Source organism: Psychrobacter sp. AOP7-A1-24 (genome assembly GCF_052376235.1).
Taxonomy (GTDB): domain Bacteria; phylum Pseudomonadota; class Gammaproteobacteria; order Pseudomonadales; family Moraxellaceae; genus Psychrobacter.
On record NZ_JBQSVM010000020.1, the window covers coordinates 1 to 23,595 of the forward strand.

Sequence of the window (23,595 nt, forward strand, 5' to 3'; positions counted from 1 at the left end):
TTGTCTTAAAAACTGCCGTTAGGTATGAAAAATTATGTCTATGTTGACTATTTTAGGAACAGCTGATAACCAACGTTGTCATTGACCGTTGCACAGTCATAACCAATATCTAAAAGCGCGTCTTGTAGCTGACGAGAGTTGCCTTCAGAGGCTTGCAAACCAACCAGTACACGACCTTCGGCGGCACCATGGTTGCGGTAATGAAATAAAGTAATATTGAAATCATCGCCCAGTTTTTCTAAGAATGTTAGCAATGCACCTGGACGTTCTGGGAATACTACTTGTAGCAATTGTTCGTTTTCGACATGGGCATGACCACCAATTAGGTGGCGGATATGTGATTTGGCGATATCATCATCAGTCAGATCGTGAGCGGTATAGCCATCTTTTGACAATTGGTTGCTGATCGTCTGGCGCTCTTTTTCGCCTTCTTTTAAAGCAATGCCGACAAATATTGAGGCAGGTTCCATCGAGTCTGGTGATTTTTTGCTGTCAGCACGGTAATTAAATTCTGTGATATTACGACCGTGTAGACTGCGACAGAAGTTTAAGAACGCACCCGTTTGTTCAGGGATAGTCACCCCAAAGATGGCTTCTTTTTTCTCACCAATTTCGGTACGCTCAGCGATATAACGCAGGCGGTCAAAATTCATATTGGCACCGCAAATGATACCGACACAATTTTTGTCTTGGATATTATGGGCTTCGATATACTTTTTCATACCTGCGACAGATAGTGCGCCAGCAGGCTCAACGATGCTGCGGTTTTCTTCAAAGATGTCTTTGACAGCCGCACATACTTCGTCATTGGTACAGGTAATCACTTCAGGTTCAACGATAGGACCTGAGTTATCGCTTTTTTGCGTACGAATGACGTCAAAAGGCAATTCGCCAATTTGCGCCACTGCCACACCATCGACGAACAATCCTACTTGCTCAAGCTTGACGCGCTCACCTGTTTCAAGCGCCGCTTTTAAACAAGCTGACTGTTCGGCTTCCACCGCAATCACTTTTACATGTGGTGCCACTTCGCCTAAGAATGCGGCAACCCCTGAAACTAGGCCGCCACCACCAACGGCAACGAATACATAGTCCATGTTGCGCCACTGCTGAGTCAGCTCAAGACCAATGGTGCCTTGTCCTGCGATGACCAATTCATCATCATAAGGTGGAATAAAGGTCAGTCCTTCGCGTTCAGCGCGTTCAATCGCATAACGGTTCGCTTGATCGAAGCTATCACCATGTAGATCTACATTACCACCAAGTGCTCTTACCGCATCCACTTTGATGTCGGGAGTAGTGGTTGGCATAACGATGATATTATTTAGTGATAATTTACGCGCAGAGTACGCCACGCCTTGCGCATGGTTACCTGCTGAGGCACAAATGACGCCGCGCGCTTTTTTTTCATCACTCAACTGACTGATACGGTTATAGGCGCCGCGCAATTTGAAAGATTTGACTGGTTGTAAGTCTTCACGCTTAAAACGAATGTCATTGGCAAAACGTTGGGTCAGCTTGGGTGCCGTTTCAAGTGGTGTTTGAATAGCAACGTCATAGACGGTGGCTTGTAAGATGGCTCGTACCCAGTGTGACAACATAGTAATCCCTAAACAGAATGAATATAAAAAGTGTAGATGAATATAAAAACGAAATAGATTAGCCTATGCCGATTTTTAGTATCTTGCAAGACTCAATTACAGTTTTCTTAGGATTTTGAGTTCAAATGTAGATGAAGTACAGGTATTTGACGAAGTTAAGACTGATCCGAGCATGATAGAACTCATAAATTAGCGTCATGATGCGCTAACATCCATTAATATCATCGGTTATAATAGCCACGCATTTTACCTCTTTTAGCCTTTTACTTCTTTTAAGACCATACGTTTATTTTCCAAGGATTTATGATGAGTGATCAGCAAGCACAAAAGCAAGCCGCGGCCAAAGCTGCGCTAAGTTATATCGAAGACGATATGATACTTGGGGTAGGGACAGGTAGTACGGTCAACTGTTTGATTGAATTGTTGCCACAATTGAAGCTTGCTGGCGCCGTCGCTAGTTCACAGGTGACGGAAGACAAACTTCGTGCGCTTGGTATCGAAATAGTCGATTTGAACTTTGCTGGTACATTGGATGTTTATATTGATGGTGCAGATGAAGTTAATGAGCACTTGCAACTTATCAAAGGCGGCGGCGGTGCATTGACTCGCGAAAAGATTGTGGCAGCAGCTTCAAAAAAGTTCGTCTGTATGGTCGATGATAGTAAAAGCGTTGATATACTAGGTCGCGTGTTTCCAGTACCGATTGAAGTATTGCCACAAGCACGCTCGTATGTGGCTCGCCAATTAGCCAAATTAGGAGGTGAGCCAGTTTATCGTGAAGACTTTGTCACCGATTATGGCAATGTCATCTTAGACACCTATGATTTGGATGTAAGTAATCCAATCGCGCTTGAAAAAGAGCTGAACAATATCGTGGGCGTGGTCTGCAATGGTATCTTTGCGGCAAACCAAGCTGATGTATTGCTAAAAGCAGGGGCTAATGGGGTGACGACGTTAACGCGTTAATTCAACCTCAAGTCATTTGTACAAATAAGAAAGCCGTCCAGATTTGGACGGCTTTCTTATTTAGGAGTTTATTGGCAAATTATCTTACCATTTATTTTACTAGCTTTTTATAGAATAGCCTAAGACAATACAAGCTATGCAGGCAGCTTAATTTTGTCTTTGAGTAAAAACTCCATCAATGCTTTTTGTGCGTGTAAGCGGTTTTCGGCTTCATCCCAAACGACAGAACGTGGGTCGTTGAGCATATCATGAGAGATTTCCTCACCACGGTGAGCTGGCAAGCAGTGCATAAACACCACTTCAGGGTCGGCCTTGTCTAATAGAGACGGCGTCACTTGATAAGGGGCAAAACGACGTGCACGCGTATTTTGCTCAGACTCCTGACCCATACTCGCCCACACATCGGTGACAATTAGGTTAGAGTCTTTTGCGGCATCTTGTACGTTTTCTACCAGACTCACGCAGTGTGAGAAACGCTCCATAAGTTTCGGATCAGGCTCAAACCCGTAAGGTGCTGCCACGCGTAATTCAAAACCAAACTGATTGGCAGCTTGCATAAATGATGAGCACATGTTGTTGCCATCACCAACCCATGTGACGATTTTGTTTTCAATACTACCGCGATGCTCGTAATAGGTTTGCATATCAGCGAGCAATTGGCATGGATGATAGTCATCAGTCAATGCATTGATAATAGGCACACTTGAATATTCAGCAAAGGTTTCAACTTTTTCGTGTCCAAAGGTACGAATCATAATGATATCGACCATGCTAGAAATCACACGTGCTGAGTCTTCTAGTGGCTCACCGCGACCTAGCTGAGTATCATTTGGCGATAAAAATATGGCGCTGCCACCAAATTGACCCATACCCGTCTCAAATGAGATACGTGTACGCGTTGAAGATTTTTCAAATATCATGCCAAGCGTACGACCAACAAAAGGCTGATATATCTCGCCTGCGTGTTGCATCTTACGCAATTCGCTTGCGCGTTTGATCAAGTTTTCTAGTTCTTGTTTGGTTAAATCAGATAAGGTTAAAAAATGGCGCAAACTCATAGTAATCCTAGCAGTCGATCGCAGTCAGTGAAACGTTATCAATCTTCAATAGCATCGCGTCAGTGCGTATACTGGGGTGACAACAAACTTTTAGTATAGCGTATTTACTTTCAATGTAAACGTTCATTTTTATCAAGAGTAAATGGCTTGCCAAATAGACCAAAATCATATTAGCAAGCCATGATACCTTGTATGTTAATGACTGTGCCGCTAATGATTATGCCTGTGTACGGTTTGGACGTATGCTGAGGCGACATAATAGCTCATAGCTAATTGTCCCAGCATGACCTGCCACTTCATCGACACGCGGCGCATCACCCCAGAGCATGACCTTACTATCTATAGCAAGACTTTCAGGTGCGCCACTGATATCAATGACAATCATATCCATAGCCACGCGCCCAATCACAGGGCAACGATAGCCTTGATTATCGTTAGCATCTATAACAGTGACATAAGCATCATCAGTGACCACACGTGGGTAGCCATCACCATATCCAACGCTTACCAATGCGGTTCTGGTATCTTGCTTTACACGCCAGCGACTACCATAGCCAATCGCATCATTTGCGTTAACGGTTTGTAAGGCGATAATCTGAGCACTAAACTCCATCGCTGGCTGCAAGTCTAATTCTTGTGCGCTTTTATCAACGACAGGCGAGCTACCATATAAGATAATGCCTGGACGTACCCAATCATAATGGTACTCTGGGAAATTAACAATACCAGCAGAGTTGCATAATGAGCCTTGAATATCTGGGCTAACGGTGTCTTTTAAAGTTGCCAGTACACTTGAGAAACGCTCAATCTGCATTGCATTTAATGGATGATCGTGGTCATCAGCATTGGCAAAATGTGTGGTTAGTATCAGCTGGTAGCCCGCTTCATGTAGGCGTTTTGCTGCTGATAGCACACCCTCAGCATTGAAACCCAAACGGTTCATGCCTGTATTGTATTTCAGCCAAGCCACTTTAGTTGCACTGCCAGCTGGCGGGATATTTTGTAGTGCCCATTCTAGCTGTGGCCCGTGATGAATCACACAGCTAATCTCATGATCAATCGCTTGTTGCCACTCACCAGCGCTAAACGCACCTTCTACTAAGCCGATAGTTTTATCCCAACCTAACTGTCTGGCTTCTAACGCTTCAGTCAAAGTAGCGACACCGATACCATCTGCCTGCTGTAGTGCTGGCAAAACTGCCGCCACACCATGCCCGTAAGCGTTAGACTTGACCATAGCCAACACTTTAGACTGGGGTGCACGTTGTTTTACTTGATTTAGGTTATGAGTAAGAGCTTTTGGTTTTATAGTGATTGTGCGCATAATCGCCTTCTGTATGAGTAGAATTATGAAGTTATAAAGCCAGTACAGCATCGATTGAATTGATGCGATACTGGCTGTTGTATTAAAAACTGTTAATTGAAAATTACTTGCTGACTTATCATTAAACCTGATTTTGTATCGAACTTAAACGTTATAAAGTTGGTTACTCGTCATTTTCAAAACTCACGCCTTGGTAGTACTCTGGCGTTAGGTTAATGAAGCGGGTAAATTGACCTTCAAAGCCCAAACGAATAGTACCGATAGGGCCGTTACGCTGTTTGCCAATGATGACCTCAGCCACACCTTTGTGGTCTGAGTTTTCATTATAAACCTCGTCGCGATAGATGAAGGTAATCAAATCGGCATCCTGCTCAATCGCACCAGACTCACGTAGATCCGACATAATAGGACGCTTATTAGGACGGTTTTCCAGACTACGGTTAAGCTGTGATAGGGCAATCACTGGGCACTCAAGCTCACGTGCTAGTGCTTTTAGACTACGAGAAATCTCAGAAATCTCGCCAACACGGTTACCATCTAGACTTGGTACTTTCATCAACTGAAGATAATCGACGATGATAGCACCTAATTTGCCGTCATGGTTTTTAGCGATACGGCGACAGCGTGAGCGCATCTCAGATGGTGGTAGGGCAGTACTATCGTCAATATATAAATGCTTTGATTGTAAATGCTGAATGGCGTTCATCATTTTCGCCCATTCATCTTCGTTCATTTGCCCAGAGCGTAGGTGCGTCTGATTAATCGCACCCCATGAGGATAACAAACGCATCACGATAGACTCAGCAGGCATTTCCATCGAAAACACGACGACTGGCAAATCTTCATTAAACAAAATACCTTCTGCTAAGTTCATCGCAAAAGTGGTTTTACCCATCGAAGGACGCGCAGCAACAATAATCAAATCACCCGCTTGTAGGCCTTGTGTTTTGTTATTCAACTCGGCAAATGGTGTCTGTAAACCAATCATGCCATCGGGATTGGATTTGAGCTCTTGAATTTTATCGATAACATTGGTCAAGACAGAAGTTATACCGACAGGGCCACGCTGTTCCGCGCGTTTGTTATGTTGCTCATTGATACTAAATATTTTGCCCTCGACATTGTCTAGAATGTCACTAACGCTTTGGTCTTTTGGATTATAGGCAAGTGTCAACATATCATTACCAGTGGTAATCAGTTGGCGTAGGGTTGATAGCTCGCGTACGCGTTGGGCATAGGCAGTCAGGTTAAACAAGGTCGCAGGACTTTGGCTCAAAATATCCGCCAAATAACTGTCACCACCTGCGCCTTTAAGTAGCTTTTGCGCTTCTAGCCAGTCGTGTACCATGACCGTATCATAAGGCTCATTCACTGCCGCCAAATGGGCAATGGCATCAAAAATGTATTGATGTCGCCCAGCATAAAAGTCATCTTTAGTGACAATGTCGGCAATCTTGTCGTACGCCTCTTCGATACTCATCAAAGACGCGAGCAATGCCTTTTCAATATCAATATTGTGCGGCGGTGTCTGATTGAGTAGGTCGTCGGTTTTGTCGTTTTCTGCCATGAGTGCCTAATGAGTTAAAATGGGTATGAAAAAGGATGTCGATGATAGAGCAATACAAACATAGCGCGCCTCTACGATAGAAGTACTAAAACGTGGTCTCAGGTTTGTCTGTAAATGCTACAATCAGATGCGAAAGTTTAACACATAATGTGGTTTTTTAGACTTGTTAAAGAACTAAATCTGAAGTGTTTGTTTTTCATGAACTAAGAGACACCATAAAAAATATAAGCATAAAAACTTAAAATACGAATTATAAATACAATAAAATCAATTATTTAGATAAATAGGGCTATTGTTATGATAGAGAAAAAACGACCGCTATTAATCACCACAGGTGAGCCTGCGGGTATTGGAATGGATATAGTGCTAGGATTAGCAGTAGAGGGCAAGTTGCAAGATTTTGCTCGGCCAATTTGGGTGACTGCTGATGCTAAAGCGCTGCAAACTCGCGTAGATGAATTGGTCACGGCGGGCGTGCTTAAAAGTATACCTAGTTGGCATACTATCAATACAGATATAAATGCCGATAATTTCGATGTTAACTTAGTAGAGCAGATATCACAGCAAGATATAGGCGCTGATAGTGCTTTTATCCTATTGGATATTCCTTGTGCCGCACCCGTTGTCTGCGGGCAAATCAATATCGCTAACTCAGCGATGGTGGCTCAGCAGTTAGACGTTGCTCATAAACTGGCGATAAATAACACAGTCGCTGCCATCGTCACAGGTCCACTACAGAAATCAGCGTTGATAGATGCTGGTATTAAGCTATTAGATGGCACCATGTTTAGTGGTCATACTGAGTTTTTTATGCAGCAAAGCGGTTGTGAGAAAGTCGTTATGATGCTTGCCAATCAAGCAATGAAAGTAGCGCTTGTCACTACACATTTGCCATTGAAAGACATCCCAGCTGCGATTACTGCGGATAACGTGCGTCAAACGGTACAAATCGTCATTGATGATATGCGAGAGAAGTTTGGTCTCACGCAGCCTCGTATTTTAGTCTGTGGTCTTAATCCCCATGCAGGCGAGGGCGGGCACTTGGGAAGCGAGGAGATTGATATTATCAATCCAGTGTTGCGAGAGTTCATCGATGCAGGTGTCAATATATCTGAGGCGATGCCAGCCGATACATTATTTACGACCAGACATTTAGCCAATTGTGATGCGGTTATTGCCATGTATCATGACCAAGGGTTACCAGTATTGAAATCACATGGGTTTGGCGATACGGTCAATCTAACCTTGGGATTGCCCTATATTCGTACTTCTGTCGATCATGGTACAGCGTTAGATTTGGCAGGAAGCGGCGGGGCGAGTGCGACCAGCTTATACCAAGCATTAAATATGGCTAATGAAATGGCTGATAAATCACTGAGCCATTAGCCATGTGTAATTGATCACGATACTATTTTTAAAAACACAGCTGCTGAAAACACAGCCTAATTATGAGCTGTGGTATAATTTGTAATTATAAAGTCAGCATATTGCTGCCATTACATTATCATCGCCCATTTATCTTTTATACATTAAGACTCTTTTATGTCCAATTCTACATTTGATGCTCAAACTATTTCTAACAGCTTACGTGCTGCCAAACATCAGCCGCGTAAGCGCTTTGGTCAAAATTTCTTGCATGATACTAGCGTCATTCGTGAAATCGTCGAAAGTATCCGTCTAGAGCGCGATGACAATTTGATTGAGATTGGGCCGGGTATGGGCGCATTGACCGAGCCTTTGTTAGCAGAGGTTGATACGATGACCGTGGTGGAGCTGGATCGTGATTTGGCAGACAGCTTACGTATTCGTATTGGTGCCAACAGTCATCCAAACTTTGAAATTATCAAAGACAACGCGATGCATGTAGATTATCGTGAGCTTTATAGTGAAGAGCGCGGTAAGCTGCGAGTAGTGGGTAACCTGCCATATAACATCTCGACGCCTATCTTGTTTCATCTGCTTAGCTATGCCGATGTGATACAAGATATGCATTTTATGTTGCAAAAGGAAGTGGTCGAGCGTATCACGGCTGATGTGGGTAGCAAAACTTATGGTCGTTTATCAGTCATTATGCAGTACCACTGTGATACAGATTATTTGCTGACCGTTCCTCGTGGTGCTTTCAATCCACCACCAAAGGTGACTAGTGCCGTCTTCCGTCTGACGCCGCATATCCACAAACCAATCGTGGCAAATGATGAAGAGCATTTTGCCATTGTCGTACGTGAGACTTTTAACCATCGTCGCAAGACATTACGCGCTATCTTCAAAAAATCAACGTTACTGCCGACATTGAGCGAAGATGATTTTGTGGCTTGTGGTATCGATCCGCAGGCGCGACCTGAGACTTTAAGCGTCACAGACTTTGTGAACCTAAGCAATCATTCACAACAGCTAGACGTATAATATATCTTCGAGGAATAAAAGCATACTACTAACCGTCAATCATAATGGCGGTTTTTTATGCTTTATTTTTTGATTAGTGCTTAAGTGTTTATTTCTTATTGAACTGTCTTTAACTATCATATTTAGACCATTGAGGTGTTATGAGTTTTCGCCATCAGTATGTTATCGGTGACTTGCAAGGTTGCTATGCTGCATATCTACAACTACTAAAGATACTGGATTTTGATCCTGCCCAAGACAAGATATGGTTTGCTGGTGATCTGGTAGCACGCGGCGAGGATTCATTGAACACGCTGCGTCATGTCAAAGCGTTATGTGAGCAAGGCGCTGCGGCAACGGTATTGGGCAATCATGATCTTAATTTGATAGCAGTCTGGCGCGGTGCAGCCAAACTCAAAAATAAAGATAAAACCGCACCAATTTTTGCTGCGGATGACTGTGATGAGTTGCTTGAATGGTTACGACATCAGCCTATATTGGCTTATCCTGATGAACATACGGTGCTGGTACATGCGGGTATTCCACCGCACTGGAGTATTGAAGCCGCCGCAGAGTACGCACAGCAGCTAGAATCTCAGTTGCAAAGCAATCTAGAGCAGCTCGACCAATTGCTGCCGAATCTATATAGCAAAGAAGCGGATAAATGGCATGCAGGTATCGAAGGATTCACTAAATTGAGGGCGATTGCTAATTACTTTACGCGTATGCGCTTGTGTAAGCAGGATGGGGCGCTTGAGTTTAGCTTTTCAGCAGGCTTAGATGAGCCTATGCCAACCGACTTTTTACCTTGGTTTGAGTGGCAAGTACCGCGCACTCGTAAGGTATTATTTGGTCATTGGGCTGCGCTAAAAGGCGAGATTGATTTGCCACATGCGCGTTCACTCGACGGTGGCTGCGTGTGGGGCAATTATCTATTGTCTTATAGATTGGGTGACGGCAAGGTAATAACTTCAAGCGAGCAGTGCCCGAGTTCATAGTGAGGGTTGTAAGCGTCGTGATATACAAAGGTTGAACAAATAGTCTGTTATAAGTGGTTCCATTATACCAGTCTGTTTTGGTGGTTCCCTTGGGGTATGCTTAAAACAGAAAGAGGGCAATGAACTTCATCGCCCTCTTTTTTAATATTGATTACTGCATACAATAGAGTTCTACATAATATGGAACGTCGCTTCTGTTTGCATATTATCGTTAAGCGCTTGCACTATAGTGAAGTCCACTGCTGTTGATGGCTCAGAGGCGCCACTAGATACTGACGTAGTAGCAGTCTCATTAGCTATATTTGCATCCACTTTATCAGCGCCTTCAAACACTAATTCATCATTATTTACATCAAGTAAGTCAACAATGCTAGGCAGCTCGGTCAGTTTTGAGTCTGTAAGAGAGCCTATATCGTTGAAGGCTGGAATAGTATTTTCATTACTATATAGAGCGGTCTCATCATCTACTGAACTCAAACTAATAGAGTCTTCACTGATGCTATAGCTATCATCCTGCGATATACCATCACTCTCAAAGTTATGGAGTGTCAACTCACTAGGCTCTGGAGATGTTGCATCTGAGGTAATATTGATCCCATAGTGACTCGCTTGCTTAGTATCTAAATCAATGACTTTGATATAAAAATCTTCTGCAAGCTCTGACTCATCCAAGCCAAGTTCGGTACGGTCAGATTGATACGTATAATCACCATTTGGCTTTACAGTTAGCTGACCATTCTCAGTGTTCACTGTCAATGATTCCGCTGACGGGCTGCCTGCTTGGATCGTAATCGTCTGCCCAGCTATCTGAATATCATAGTTGTTAGGGACGTTGACATTGTCATCTGCAAAGATATTGCCTGTAATGTCTTGATAACCAGTAAACTCAGTATATTCAACATCTTTAAACTCAGTAACATTAAAATCAATTAATGATCCTGATGAATATACATACAAGTCTAGAGTATATTTACCTGGTGACAGAGTATTTTTGCTCAGCTCAATCAAAGAGTTATTCGAGCCTACTGATGAAATTGAACCGCTGGATGAAGAAGACATCCCTGGTCCTTGAAACGTATAGTTATAGCTGCCTCGAATGATATTAGAACCATTAGTTAGCTCCAGCTGAGGCATCCCATTTTGACCAGTGACTTCAAACTCTATAACTTCATTTATATAAGAGGATGCCTGCTTTTCTACTACCGTCTGCTGCTCACTGACAACGCTAGTTTCAAAGACTTCTTGCAACTCAATATTAGATTCTTGAGTAAGCGAATCGACAGTAATCGTAGCAGTTTGGGTAATCACGCCACCCTGACCGTCATCAATGGTATAAGTGAAGCTGTCTTCACCATTGAAGTCGGCGTTTGGTGTGTAGGTGTAGCTGCCATCTGCATTAACAATAACACTGCCATTTGTAGTTTCTTCATCTAAAGCATAAGTGAGGGTATCACTATCCACATCAGTGGCTTCAGCTAGCATACCTGTATCGATGATATTCTCCGCAACACCAATAACACTATCTTCTGAGACTGGCGCATCATTTACGGCAGCGATAGTGATTGTTGCGGTTTGAGTGATCACGCCACCCTGACCATCAGTCACAGTATAGGTAAAGCTGTCTTCGCCATTGAAGTCGGCGTTTGGTGCGTAGCTATAGCTGCCATCAGCGTTAACGGTAACTTTGCCATTAGCAGCATTGTCTTTTAATGCATAGGTTAAATCATCACCATCCGCATCGGTAGCCGCTTCTAGTTGACCAGTCGCGACCGTGTCTTCGGTCGCTTCGATAGCAGTATCTGTTGAAACAGGTAGATCATTGACTGAAGCGACGGTAATAGTTGCCGTTTTAGTAATGGTCTCTGTACCATCAGTCACAGTATAGGTAAAGCTATCTTCACCATGGAAGTTAGCATTTGGCGTGTAGCTGTAGCTGCCATCTGCATTAACAATAACACTGCCATTTGTAGTTTCTTCATCTAAAGCATAAGTGAGGGTGTCACCATCCACATCAGTGGTTGTCGCTAACTGACCTTCAGCTACGGTGTCTTCTGTAGCAGCAATAACACTATCTTCTGAGACTGGCGCATCATTTACGGCAGCGATAGTGATCGTTGCGGTCTGGGTGATCACGCCGCCTTGACCATCATCAATGGTATAGGTAAAGCTGTCTTCGCCATTGAAGTCAGCGTTTGGTGTGTAGCTGTAGCTGCCATCGGCGTTGACAGTGACAGTACCATTGGCAGCATTGTCTTTTAATGCATAGGTTAAGTCATCACCATCGACATCGGTAGCCGCTTCTAATTGACCAGTCGCGACGGTGTCTTCTGTGGCGGTGATAATTGAGTCTTTAGAGACAGGCAGTTCGTTAGCAGGTGGTTTTGATGAACTATCGCTTGAACTGCTGCTTATAGCTGCTACTCCTAAGGCGGCAGCGCCAATTGAGCCCAATAAGGCACCATTGCTGATACCGCCAATTAATGAAGCATCACCTAGCATCTCCGATACAAGCGTTGTATAGGAGGTTTCTGAAGCTACTTGTGTCGTTGCGCCTGTTTCAGCACTCAGATAATCAAACTCAACAAAACCGACATCACTAACTGTGCCGAGTGCAACATTATCAGTTAGGTAATAATCCTCAATAGTGAGCAATGCCTCATCATTTTCATCTGCAATCAGTAGATCATCCGCCACTTTCTTAGCTTGTAATTTTTTAGCGGGTTGGCCTGTCTTAGCATCTACTAAAGTAATCTGCATGTCTTCTTCAGCAGTTATTTTAATAGGTTGGTTGCTATTTAATACTTGATTAACTAGGTCAATATTATTTTTTTGCAAGATGATTTGAGTTGCTTGTGCCATTAGATATCCTTATTAAAACTTCTTATAAGTTAAGAAGTTTTTCTATTTAGAGTGGTTTCTGTGTTAAATAGGTAACACTAACTAACAGTAACTATACTAACCTACATAAGTTTAATTTAATAGTGGACAAAAATATAATTCTTGGTTTCCTAATTTGTTACACAAAAAGTGAATGATAAAGTCAGTATGAATGCCACATAGTATGAGAAACTACTAATAGTTCGACTAATCAGTGCTTGACAACATCGATACAATGCTAATACTGTTGATATTCTTCATATAGCTATATCAGTACTAAATAGTCATTGACATAAAGAAATACTCATGTTTTGTGAATAAAACATGAGTATAGCGACTTCATTAAGTAGAGATGTTTTGATTGTGTGGGACGAGATGTTCTATCAGAAACAGACTATTGTTTTATAAAAATGGCTAAATTAGTGATTTTTGAAAATTTAGGCGGCAATTGTCAAGGATTTATTGAAAGAATATTGTCGATAACTTTATTAACAACGTCATCAACAGTCGATCAAACCTAAAGCCACCGCAACTACCTATTTAATTAGGTAACTTTGGTGGCTTTTTAGGTTTTGGTAAAGGTGTTTTTGCGTCACCATTCTGTTTGTCATCAGAGTCGGTATGGTGATCGGATTCATCATTAGCAAAGTCGCTATCAATCTCATTTATCGTTTTGGTAGCTTTGTCGTATTGGATATCATCAGTATAAGGAACGCTATTTAGCTCTTCATCGACCAAACCATCGTCCAAATCCATCACCTTATCAGGAGAGTTGTACGGCTGCGTGTGCTCATCTGTTGGCTGCTTTTCATAGTTTATGTCTGTGTTTGTCTTTGAGCTTTGCGCATCAGCATGCTTAGACTCAGGTAGTATTCTGACATCAGACAGACGCCTTACTACATAATTAGTGGGTATAGACTTCCCATTTTTCTGTGCTGACGTATCATCGAATATCATATGACCTTGGCTATCGATACGCGCATAGTCCATTGGTTTGTCACGAGGCCAGAAAAAGTCAGACGGATGGCTAATGATATGACCAAACACCAATCTTGTGAGACGACTCCATTCAAAGAAGCGAACTTCTTTGGAACGCAGGGCAACAAACAGTGCCAGCGAAAAGCTAACGATTAAGTTAACCAGACCAATAAGTGCCACACCAAGTATAGAAATCAGAATGAGGCTCCAACTTATATCATCCGCAGATATATTGAACAATCCATGCGCCAAGTTTGCTGAGGCAAAAGCAATATGACGAATATCAATTGGTAAGCCAAAGATATAGCCAATAGTCGCGGTACTACCCAAGAAAACCCCGAATAAGAAATTTCCCATGATAGCGCCCAAGTTGGCCTCTATAAAGCCGCCTAAGCGCTGAAGCCACGAGCTAGGCAATATATATTTTAGCAATTTGTGACGTTGTATACGCGCACCTACGTTATTATAAACTGCTAAGTTGTCGTAGTAGCCTGCAATCAAACCAGATAAGAACAGGTAAACCCCAGCAATGGCAGCGTGGGGAAGTGCTAATGAGTTGAATGGGTCAAGATCATGTAGTAAGTGTCCTGCCTTTTCGGTATCAATCATTGGCGCACCAGTATATTGCAGCCAAGCAAAGGATATAATCAAAGCGACTGGTACAGCGAGCATGACGTTACCCATGATAGCGATAAACTGGGTACGTAATATATCGACGACCAGTTCTGATAGCTTAGTCAACTGATGCGATTTTTTACCAGAACCTTCAGATATGGTAGAGGCAATGGCAGCAGCAGTCATGGCGGGCTGCTTGGTCGCTACTGTACCGCGAATGACATGAATGAATACAAAGCCCAAGCCATAGATCATACTGTTGATGAACGCGCGACCCATAGGGGCGAGCGCTAAGTGATAAGCCAGTATTTTTATGGTTGCCATAAATGCAATGAAAAAGCCACCAATAGAGGCTTTTTTGAACATTTTTTGGTAGCCCGATTTATCGGTGCTGATATAATGTTCGCCGACGCGACTGGCATTTTCCGTGACTTTACGAGAGAGTAGTTTGGTATTGTTATCAATCAAATAACCGATACTATAGCGACGATTGGCAGTAGTAATGAGCGCTTGTATCAGCTCGATAACGGCACGATCGCGCCGTTGGTTGTCATCTGTGACCAGCTCAGTCAAAATCCGCATACGCTGCAAACTTTGATCTAGACGCAGCATCATATTGGTTAAACGAATAGAAATACCTGTCTTATAAATTCGCTTACGTACAGTCGCAACGATATCCTCACACTGTTCAAGCATCACCAATAGTGGCGCCGGATCGACTGCTTGCTCTGGAGTAATATCTGTCAATGTATCAAGCTCATGCGCTTGACGATATTGATTAACGAATAGCACGGCTTCTTGATTTTGTGCCACAAAAGACGCTGAGTAGTTCAGCATTTGTGGATACGATTCCATCAAATCAGGATGTAAGCCGATACCACTGATGCGATAAGATAGAATGATAATCGCGTTTAAAATACTATTCTTCGCGGTAGCGACGAGATTTAAATGTTTCTCTTCTACGCGAACCAATTCAACCAACTTATCCCATTTCTCTGTTTCAATATTGGCCAGCCAGCGTTCATCAGAGCGTTTATTAAACAGATATCCTATTAGTTCAACGACAGAGTCATCTTGTGGCAATAATGGTAAAAATCGGTGCCCAATCAAACGGCGTAAACTGTTAAAAAATCCTTGATCGGACATGATGCCAGTATCGGTATACAGGGCAATTTGTCGATATTGAATAATCAGTTTTAGCACAAAACTAGATAGACCGTCCCCATATTCTGGATGCTGATGGATGATATCAATGAGGGCTTGAATTTTTTCATTGGCCAAAGCAGGTTCTTTATCACTGACTCGTAGTTCATCAATCAAGCGTTTGAGTACCGCAGGATCTGGCACGTCGCTCAAGGCGGTAATCTGTTGTAAAATGCGTTTCAATTCTGACACGTCGCACCCTTTATTATTGTTGTTTCAATCGTTTTTATTATTTAAGTCGGTATAAGTGGTTACCATAGAAATAGTTGCCAATCGTTCAATTGTAGTCGAGCGACATCTTGTATTATTTTAATCGGAACTGCCGATTGATATTGAATTATTTTGTTAGCAGTTATTTTGACAAAAAAAAGGACAGTAACATGACTGTCCTTTTAATCAAGATATTTTAGGTTAGCTTTGCCATGAGCTTAGCTCGCAGGAACGTCGAAATAAGCAAGGTCAAAGTTCATCATTGGGTCACTACCAGCTTTAACCATCTGTGCATGAGCATCAATACGCGGTAGGACACGGCCGACGAAATAATCTGCAAGTTTGGCTTTATTGGTATAAAACTCACCATCTTTACCATTAGCAGCTTCTACCATCAATGCAAACATGTAAGAGTAGGCGAGGTAGCCAAAAGCATGCATGTAGTCAACAGCACAGCCATTGATTTCGTTTTTGCGTTCGCCGATATTGTTAAGCACAGTGGTAGTTAGCTCTTCAATAGTATCTGCTGCATTCAAAGTAGCTTGCTTGATAGCATGGTCTGCTTGCATGTTGCTGACAAAGTCACGAATCTCACCTAAGAAGTGGGTGACGTATTTGCCATTATTGCGAGCAACTTTACGGCCTAGTAAGTCAAGTGCCTGAATGCCATTGGTACCTTCATAAATTTGCGCAATACGCGTATCACGAACGATCTGCTCCATACCCCATTCGCGGATATAGCCGTGACCACCAAAGACTTGTTGGCAATCAACCGTTGCTTCTAATGCTTTGTCAGTCAAGAATGCTTTTGCAACTGGCGTCAGTAGGGCGACACGAGCCGCAGCCGCTTTAGCTGACTCAGGGTCGGTACTAAATTTCTCTTCATCAAGATTTTTGGCAACGTACATAGCAAAGCAGCGAGACGCTTCAGTATTTACTTTGGCGTTCAATAGCATACGACGGACATCAGCATGATGAATGATGGCGTCAGCAGGCTTTTCTGGGCTTTGCAATTGCGTATCACTACGGCCTTGACCACGGTCATTGGCATATAAAGCTGCATTCTGATAGGCCAGCTCAGAACCACCAAGGCCTTGCAAGCCCATCGTGACGCGCTCATAGTTCATCATAATAAACATTGATGATAGACCAGTGTTTTCCGCGCCAACCATCCAGCCTTTAGCATCGTCAAAGTTCATGACACAAGTCGCAGAGGCTTTGATACCCATCTTGTGTTCGATAGAACCTACAGCTAATGTATTACGCTCGCCTAAACTACCATCTGCATTAACCAAGAATTTTGGTACGACAAACAGCGAGATGCCTTTTGAGCCTTCTGGTGCATTTGGCGTTTTGGCTAGTACCAAATGAATGATGTTGTCTGTAAGGTCATGCTCACCACCAGTGATGAAGATTTTGGTGCCAGAAATGCCATAGCTACCATCATCATTAGGCACGGCTTTGGTTTTGATGATACCCAAATCAGTACCAGCATGCGGCTCTGTCAAGCACATGGTGCCAGCCCATTCGCCGTTGTACATTTTTTCTAGATAGGTTTGCTTTTGTTCTTCAGAACCAGCTGCATTTAGACAGAGCGTCGCACCAACGGTTAGGTTTGGATACAGGGCAAATGATTGGTTGGCAGTGAAAACCATCTCTTCGGTGAGCATGGTCACCATTTTAGGGAAGCCTTGGCCACCGTATTCAGCGTTACCGCTTAAGCCAACCCAACCTGATTCAGCAAACTGTTTGTAAGCTTCTTTAAATCCTGTTGGCGTAGTAACGACACCATCACCTTCAAAAGTTGCGCCTTCTTCATCACCGCTACGGTTAATAGGCAATAGAACGTTTTTTGACAGTTTTCCCATTTCTTCTAAAATCATATCGACAGTTTCTGTGTCGACATGAGCCAAGTTTTCATTGTTTTGCCAAAACTCTGGCGCCTTAAATACATCATTTAAGATAAAGCGCATATCATTAAGAGGGGCATTATAAACAGCCATAAACATTCCTTTGGTTCAAATAATTAAAATTGAAGTTGTTAAGATTATCAACTGTTCTCTTGGTATAACCTTAGCGATTAATAAGCAAAGTTTAACAAATAAGCTTGTGAGCGAGTGTATTTCTTCGTGAATTGTGCGTACACCAAAAGTTAGCAGCGGCTATTGAAGTGCTTATAGACACCTTATCGATAACTATAATGCGAGAAGGTAAGTAGGTCGGTGCGTGTATACAATTGCTACTATTAAAAATATTGTTATAGTCATCATTAGGGCGTGTCTTTATCTCATTTCTGACCCATTTAAATGACCCTTGAGTGAATTGAAAACACGCTCTAATATACATAAAAAACGGCAACACACCGAAGTATGTTGCCGCTTAAAATTATATGTTTACGAACTTCAGCGCTTTAATTAAAAGGCAAACTGATCAACATCCATGCTCATGTACGGCTCTACACCAGTGCTGATACGCTGTACGTGCGTAGTAGTACGTGGTAATAGTTTAGCGAAGTAGAACTGAGCCGTCTTAACTTTAGCGTCATAGAATGCTTTTTCGCCAGTACCGTTTGCGATAGCAGTTTGAGCAACCAGTGCCATGCGCGCCCATAAGTAGGCTAGGGTGACATAACCACTGAAATACATGTAGTCTACCGCCGCGCCGCCGACAGCTTCTGGGGTTTCAGTTGCTTGCATACCGATACGTGCAGTCAAATCGCCCCATTCTTTAAGATGCTTGGCAAGTGGGCGAATGAACTGACCCATCTCGTCATTTTCTTTGTTTTCTTCACAGAATTCTTGAATAACATTTACAAAGTTGGCAAGCAGCTTACCTTGTGAACCTAGGACTTTACGGCCTAGTAAGTCAAGCGCCTGAATCTCTGTAGTACCTTCGTATAAGCAAGAAATGCGCGTATCACGTACGTTCTGCTCCATACCCCATTCGCTAACGAAACCATGACCACCATAAACCTGTACGCCGTGGTTAGCAGCTTCTAGACCTGTTTCAGTCAAGAATGCTTTAGCAATTGGGGTCAATAGTGACAACATCTGGTCAGCAAACTTCAGTGCTTCACCTTCGCCTTTTGCAACGGTATCTGCAAAATGTGAGAGATAATAGACTAGCGCACGACCACCTTCCGCAAAGGCTTTTTCAGTCAATAGCATGTTACGAACGGCTGGATGTACAATGATAGGGTCAGCCACTTTTTCTGGTGCTTTTGTACCTGAAAGCGCGCGCATTGCTAAGCGGTCTTTTGCATAAGTTAATGAACCTTGGAATGCATACTCTGCTGCAGTCAAACCTTGCACGGCAGTACCGATACGTGCCACGTTCATGAAAGTGAACATGCACTGTAGGCCGCGGTTTTCAGGTCCAATCAAGTAACCTGTTGCGCCATCGAAGTTCATGACACAAGTTGCAGAGGCTTTGATACCCATTTTATGCTCGATAGAACCACAAACGACATTGTTGCTTTCGCCAACGCTACCATCTTCGTTGACCGTCATTTTAGGAACGATAAACAATGAGATACCTTTGGTGCCAGCAGGTGCGCCTGGTAGACGAGCCAAAACGATATGAATGATGTTGCTGGTTAGGTCATGCTCACCTGCAGAGATAAAAATCTTTTGCCCCGTGATGCTATAGCTACCATCTTCTTTAGGCTCAGCTTTAGTACGGATAATACCCAAATCAGAACCCGCATGTGCTTCCGTAAGACACATCGTACCTGACCATTCGCCAGTGACCATTTTTTCTAGATAAGTTTCTTTTTGCTCATCAGTACCATGATGCTCGATGGTTTGGATAGCACCGTGTGATAGGCCTGGGTACATAGAGAATGACCAGTTAGCTGTACCGACCATTTCATTGATGACAGAAGACAATGAAAAAGGCATGTTTTGACCACCAAAATCTTCTTCAGCAGACAAGGCTGGGAAGCCAAGCTCACAATACGCATCATAAGCTTCTTTGAAGCCTTTTGGCGTGGTAACTTTACCGTTATCAAACTTACAGCCTTCAGCATCACCGCTTTGGTTCAATGGTGACAGTTCGTTTTCAGCAAAGCTTGCAGCCATCTCAAACAGGCTGTCCATTAGCTCACGGTCAGCTTCTTGGAACGCAGGCAAAGTTTTGTAATGGCTTTCGCTATCGAGTAGTTCATGCATAACGAATTGGATATCACGTAAGGGCGCTTTGTATTGCATAACTTCCTGTCCTTTTTGGAATGTAATCGATCATAGCCAATAATGAGCATATGGTCGCACTATCCTCTAGTGCGTTATTCTTACCTAGCCAATCTGAAAATCTAAATAAATGATAAACAGTAAAGCAGGTCAGCCATGCCATCGATTACATAAAATAGTGTTGAAAAGAGTGGTGATCGTCAGAGCCAATAAGAGATTAAATGTACTCTAACAAATTCACTATAAAAGATAGGCTTTCACAGGTGATTATACAAGTTTGGTGACAGGACTGATAAGTCATGAACCTATCTTGCATCGGTTATGCAATCAACGTTAGGCGCTAGAAGACAGCAGCATTAAGCTTATGAAAAATTTAATGATACTAAGATGGGTAGTTCTTTATATAACCAGTATTAACATGAAAAAATGACAGCCAAAAAAATAGCGTTCGCCAGAATGACAAACGCACCAGTCTAAATGATAACGCTATTTGGTAGAACCTAGCATGTATGCAGGTAATGTCACATATATAAAGGTAATAAACGTCAAACAGGCTTCTATTCTATGAGTCTTAACATAGTAGCTTATAATTAGCAGCTTAGCGTTTACTCAGAAGTGTTCTGCTTAATCAGCATCTCAGTGGCAACGTCAGCCGCCACGGGTTTACTAAACCAATAACCTTGACCATTTTTACAACCCATATCTAGTAACACATCACGCTGCTGCTCAGTTTCGATACCTTCAGCAACGACTTGCATGTCTAAAGCGGATGCTAAGTCTAAAATAGCTTTTACAATCGCGTGCTGGGTACAATCAGTTTCAATATTGGAGATAAAACTTTTATCGATTTTGATAAAATCAAAGGGGTATTCTTGTAAGTAGCTCAATGATGCATAACCAGTACCGAAATCATCTAGCGCTAGACGTACGCCAAGTTCTCTAAGTGAATTGAGCTGTTTTTTTACATTGTCATGACGCTGAATCAAAGACGATTCGGTCACTTCAATATGCAACTGCTGTGCAGCAACGCCGTTCTCTGTCAGCAGTGTGCTCACCATATCAAAGAAATTAGGGTGGCTAAATTCAGCCGCATCAGCATTGATACAGACGTGTTGATGAAACCCTTGCCGTTGCCAAACGGATAGTTGTTTAACAATTTTGATGGCCAGTTGTGAAAACAAATCAAAGGATAGCTTGTACGCGATAATAGCATTGATAAAATGGACGGGTTTAAGCAATCCACGAGTAGGATGTTGCCAACGTACCAATGCTTCAAAGCCTGTAATAGCACCAGTCTCTAATGAAAATTTCGGCTGGTAATAAGGAATAAATTGGCCTTCTGTAGTAGCAACTCTAAGCTCAGATTCTAATTCTAAGCTACCAGCGGTAGCATTTTCGATAGTTTCATCGTACCAGCGAATATCATCGCCACCATGCTGTTTGACATAGTCCAGTGCTTTTTCTGCTTTGGTCAATAAACCGGTTACTTCGTTATCGTCTTTTGGAAAACAGCTCACACCTACAGAGATATGGTAGTAAATATTTGCATCTGTTGCATGATTTTTATCAGTAAAGAAAGGTCGTTCACACATTTGCATAAGCGTGTCTAGTTGGTGACGCACCATATTGGCATCTTTAACTTCAAATAATAGCGCAAAATCATCACCACCAAAGTGAGAAAAAGAGCGTAAGTTATGTAATTTGAGAGTCTCTACTTCTTTCACAAAGTTTTTTATCAAATCATTAGCACCATCAGGCCCTAGTAGGCTGGCAAGATTGCGATAACGGTCAATATTTAAGCGTACGAGGACGATCTCTTGGTAACTATCTAATAGCGTGTCACTCGTCTGACTCAAAAACACTTTGCGGTTGGGAAGGCCTGTGATTTGGTCGTAGTTGAGTAAATGTGCGACCTGTTTTTGGTCTTTGATGACGGACGACATGTCTCGTAACATACCAACATGATAAGCCGTCTGCTCGACATAAATCTTGCGATAAGTAACATGGCAGTCAATCGGTTCGCCATAACGATTGACCATTGAAAAATCAAGCTCGTAAAAGCCATGACTGTCTAAGTTATTGCTGATATCTTTTAAGATCAGCTGCTCTGCTTCTGATAGAAACTCGGCAGCATAAATACCAAGTGGTCGACCGACTAAGAACTCTTCTTTATAGCCAATCATAAGCTCATAACTAGCATTGACTGCTAAATAACGTAAGTTATCATCCAATACAAATATGGCGTCCTCAAGCTGTTCACAAAGTGTGCTCATCAACTGCTGCTTGATTGATACTGAAATAGTGTCACGATTGCTCATAATAGCGGCTCACAAAAGATAAGGACTTATAAAAATAAGAACTGTATTGTCAATTTACTGATATTGAGTTGGCATCGCGTTTTACTATGCACGATGAAGAACAAACGTTGTTTTTGACTATAAGCATAAAAGACAAAGACTACGATTGTCATACTAGTATTTATCAGTTTTCACTAAGTGCTCAAAGCATGTAAAGTAGCTAACGCTACCACTGGTGCGGTTTCGGTACGTAAGACTCTTGTGCCGATCTGCCAAGGCTCAAAGCCAATACTCTCTGCTTGCTTACACTCGTCACTACTTAAACCACCTTCAGGTCCGATCAAGAGTTTGATATAAGGGGTTTGTTGTTTGAGAATATCGTATAAAGCGTTAGGCATGGCAGGTTGTCCTGCTGCTGGTACGCTCATTTGCATACACAGATCTGCAGTATTTTCTAACACTTGATAGTAAGAGTCACGACTAAGCGTAGAGACGACAGAGCTGACAGCTATCTCCGTTTTCGCATTGCTTAGCCATTCTTTGATAGATTGTGGCGCAAGAATAAGGGGTGGACGATTAAGACCGCATTGTTCACAAGCGGCAATTGCCACTTGTTGCCAATGCGCCAGTTTCTTTTCCACTTGGGCAGGTTTTAATGTGACTTCGCCATGATGGCTGCTGAGTAATTGGATGGCAGTCACGCCAAGCTCAGTCGCCTTTTGAATAGCATAATCCATACGCTCACCGCGGCTCATGACTAAGCCAATTTGGGTGATAGTAGGTGCTGTACGATCGTCGCTTATATGTGCAAGTAAGGTAGCAATGGCGTTTTTCTTACTGATTGTCTGTAGCTCTACCTTATATTCACCGCCAAATCCATCAAACAGTATACCCTGATCACCGATGTTTGCCCGTAATACACGGCACCAATGATGGGCGATACTGCCTGTCAATTCGATATTACTACCTAGCGATAATTCACCCAATTTAGGTAATAGTGAGGTATCAGCGTTGTTGTTATCAACGGCATAAAAAAAACGTCGCACGTGGTCTTATTCCTATTATTAGTTTGAGTATAGTTATTATTAACTCTATAGAATATCACTTGAAACGATTAATGACATTTGTTTTATGAGAATTTTTCTTAATAAAGATAATAACGCTATGAGCAGCATTGTTACACAGTAAAGAGATTTTAAAAAATCGAATAGGATAAAGTGTATGGGTAAAACGGTGAAGGGTCACTAATCAAAATTTTGACAATAAAAAACTGGCGCTCCTAAAAGCGCCAGTCATTAACAATATATTTGAGAGTATTCAAGAGTTACC

Annotated in this window: 14 protein-coding genes; 4 read left to right on the plus strand and 10 right to left on the minus strand. The window is 42.5% G+C overall.

Annotated features, from left to right (window positions below; genetic code table 11):
- Positions 1-47: 47 nt before the first annotated feature.
- Positions 48-1,601: a threonine ammonia-lyase, biosynthetic gene (ilvA, locus tag ACT3QQ_RS08385; protein ID WP_444527643.1), complete on the minus strand. Its 1,554-nt coding sequence runs from the start codon at positions 1,599-1,601 to the stop codon at positions 48-50.
- Positions 1,602-1,907: 306 nt separating this feature from the next.
- On the opposite strand from ilvA, the gene rpiA reads away from it, so the two are divergent.
- A complete protein-coding gene (gene rpiA, locus ACT3QQ_RS08390) occupies positions 1,908-2,567 on the plus strand; it encodes a ribose-5-phosphate isomerase RpiA (protein WP_444527644.1) in 660 nt (219 codons plus the stop codon).
- Between the two features lie 134 nt (positions 2,568-2,701).
- Here the strand turns inward: rpiA and argF are convergent, their stop codons facing one another.
- The 3 genes from argF to dnaB form a co-directional block, all read right to left on the minus strand.
- Positions 2,702-3,625 carry an ornithine carbamoyltransferase gene (argF, locus tag ACT3QQ_RS08395; protein WP_444520944.1) on the minus strand — a complete coding sequence of 308 codons (924 nt, stop codon included), beginning with the start codon at positions 3,623-3,625 and terminating at the stop codon, positions 2,702-2,704.
- A gap of 217 nt (positions 3,626-3,842) precedes the next feature.
- Positions 3,843-4,949: an alanine racemase gene (alr, locus tag ACT3QQ_RS08400; RefSeq protein WP_444527645.1), complete on the minus strand. Its 1,107-nt coding sequence runs from the start codon at positions 4,947-4,949 to the stop codon at positions 3,843-3,845.
- Positions 4,950-5,112: 163 nt separating this feature from the next.
- Positions 5,113-6,516: a replicative DNA helicase gene (gene dnaB / locus ACT3QQ_RS08405; protein ID WP_444522730.1), complete on the minus strand. Its 1,404-nt coding sequence runs from the start codon at positions 6,514-6,516 to the stop codon at positions 5,113-5,115.
- 297 nt (positions 6,517-6,813) lie between these two features.
- On the opposite strand from dnaB, the gene pdxA reads away from it, so the two are divergent.
- The 3 genes from pdxA (at position 6,814) to ACT3QQ_RS08420 (ending at position 9,899) form a co-directional block, all read left to right on the plus strand.
- Positions 6,814-7,902, plus strand: a complete 1,089-nt coding sequence (gene pdxA / locus ACT3QQ_RS08410) for a 4-hydroxythreonine-4-phosphate dehydrogenase PdxA (RefSeq protein ID WP_444527646.1) — start codon at positions 6,814-6,816, stop codon at positions 7,900-7,902.
- A gap of 156 nt (positions 7,903-8,058) precedes the next feature.
- The gene (gene rsmA / locus ACT3QQ_RS08415) at positions 8,059-8,922 is read left to right on the plus strand and encodes a 16S rRNA (adenine(1518)-N(6)/adenine(1519)-N(6))-dimethyltransferase RsmA (protein ID WP_444527647.1); all 864 of its coding nucleotides are present in this window, start codon (positions 8,059-8,061) and stop codon (positions 8,920-8,922) included.
- A 140-nt stretch (positions 8,923-9,062) separates the two neighbouring features.
- A complete protein-coding gene (locus tag ACT3QQ_RS08420) occupies positions 9,063-9,899 on the plus strand; it encodes a symmetrical bis(5'-nucleosyl)-tetraphosphatase (RefSeq protein WP_444527648.1) in 837 nt (278 codons plus the stop codon).
- A 171-nt stretch (positions 9,900-10,070) separates the two neighbouring features.
- Here ACT3QQ_RS08420 and ACT3QQ_RS08425 read toward each other — a convergent pair whose 3' ends face one another.
- From ACT3QQ_RS08425 to ACT3QQ_RS08450, 6 genes are all read right to left on the minus strand, one after another.
- Positions 10,071-12,758 (minus strand): tandem-95 repeat protein, encoded by a 2,688-nt coding sequence (locus tag ACT3QQ_RS08425; RefSeq protein WP_444527649.1) that lies wholly within the window; start codon positions 12,756-12,758, stop codon positions 10,071-10,073.
- A 558-nt stretch (positions 12,759-13,316) separates the two neighbouring features.
- Entirely contained in the window at positions 13,317-15,764 is a 2,448-nt protein-coding gene (locus tag ACT3QQ_RS08430) for a site-specific recombinase (RefSeq protein WP_444520739.1), read from the minus strand.
- 236 nt (positions 15,765-16,000) lie between these two features.
- Positions 16,001-17,785: an acyl-CoA dehydrogenase C-terminal domain-containing protein gene (locus ACT3QQ_RS08435; RefSeq protein ID WP_444522736.1), complete on the minus strand. Its 1,785-nt coding sequence runs from the start codon at positions 17,783-17,785 to the stop codon at positions 16,001-16,003.
- 411 nt (positions 17,786-18,196) lie between these two features.
- Positions 18,197-19,990, minus strand: coding sequence for an acyl-CoA dehydrogenase C-terminal domain-containing protein (locus ACT3QQ_RS08440; RefSeq protein ID WP_444520741.1), 1,794 nt, complete (start codon positions 19,988-19,990; stop codon positions 18,197-18,199).
- 584 nt (positions 19,991-20,574) lie between these two features.
- On the minus strand, positions 20,575-22,287 hold the full coding sequence (locus ACT3QQ_RS08445) for a putative bifunctional diguanylate cyclase/phosphodiesterase (RefSeq protein ID WP_444527650.1): 1,713 nt from the start codon (positions 22,285-22,287) through the stop codon (positions 20,575-20,577).
- A 173-nt stretch (positions 22,288-22,460) separates the two neighbouring features.
- On the minus strand, positions 22,461-23,312 hold the full coding sequence (locus tag ACT3QQ_RS08450; protein ID WP_444527651.1) for a 16S rRNA (uracil(1498)-N(3))-methyltransferase: 852 nt from the start codon (positions 23,310-23,312) through the stop codon (positions 22,461-22,463).
- Between the last annotated feature and the right edge of the window lie 283 nt (positions 23,313-23,595).